General features: G+C 60.9%; 1 protein-coding gene. It reads right to left on the reverse strand.

Features of this window, described 5'->3' with window-relative positions:
* Positions 1-30: 30 nt before the first annotated feature.
* The gene (locus CO675_RS39580; protein ID WP_097677272.1) at positions 31-855 is read right to left on the reverse strand and encodes an IS5 family transposase; all 825 of its coding nucleotides are present in this window, start codon (positions 853-855) and stop codon (positions 31-33) included.
* Between the last annotated feature and the right edge of the window lie 83 nt (positions 856-938).

Consider the following 938-nt stretch of genomic DNA (forward strand, 5'->3'; position numbering starts at 1 on the left):
AGAGTCTGACTCAAAATGAGCTGAGGATATTCAGGGCATAGCGAGACGTCTGGTCAAGAGCCTGAGATGGGCTACGAGGAGCCAGGCGACCTCAGTTGAGGCGGAGCCCTCGAAGTCTCGGGAGAGGCGTCGGCACCTACCGAACCACGCAAAGGTGCGTTCGACGACCCATCGCCGTGGCAGGAGCTGGAAGCCTTTGACCCCAGGCGGCCGCTGAACGATCTCGATGGTCCATGGCCCGCAATGGGAGAGCGCGCCAACGAGCTGCTTTCCGCGATAAACCCGGTCAGCAAAGACATGATGCAGCTTCGGAAAGCGCTCTCGCACGCGTTCCAGCAAGGGGACCGCACCATGGACATCCTGAACATTGGCGGGGTGAACGTGGACGGCGAGCAAGAGACCGTTGGTATCGGTGACGATGTGCCGCTTACGTCCGTGAACCCGTTTGCCCGGATCGAAGCCGCGCGGGCCGCCGGCTTGTGTCGTCGAAGCACTCTGACTGTCGATGACGGCCGCCGTCGGTGTCGGCTTGCGGCCGAGTTTGCGCCGTGCCTGTCGGACCAGAGCCTTCACGATCCTGTGCCATCGGCGAGTATCGCGCCAAGTATAGAAATAACCCTGCACCGTCGAGTACGGCGGGAACTCCCGCGGCAGAGCGCGCCATTGGCAGCCGGTGGACAGAATGAACAAAATGGCCTCGACCACCTTACGCAAGTCAACCGTCCGCGGGCGGCCCAATCGACGCCGACCTGGCAACTTCCTGGCTATCAGACGCCACTCCGCGTCGGTCATGTCGCTTGCATAGCGCAGTCCGCTCCGCAGATACTGAGCACGAGTGATTTTGGTCCATGGCATGGTGCACTCCCTCGAATCTTCGCAAATCCGAAGGAATCACAGCTGACCGAAATCACTCACTGCTTTTTCGGTCAGGCTCTCAG

This window comes from Bradyrhizobium sp. C9 (genome assembly GCF_002532045.1).
Lineage (GTDB): Bacteria > Pseudomonadota > Alphaproteobacteria > Rhizobiales > Xanthobacteraceae > Bradyrhizobium.

Coding starts and splice junctions, on each gene's coding strand:
- CO675_RS39580 (WP_097677272.1), bottom strand. CDS start 855: ATGCCATGGACCAAAATCACTCGTGCTCAGTATCTGCGGAGCGGACTG.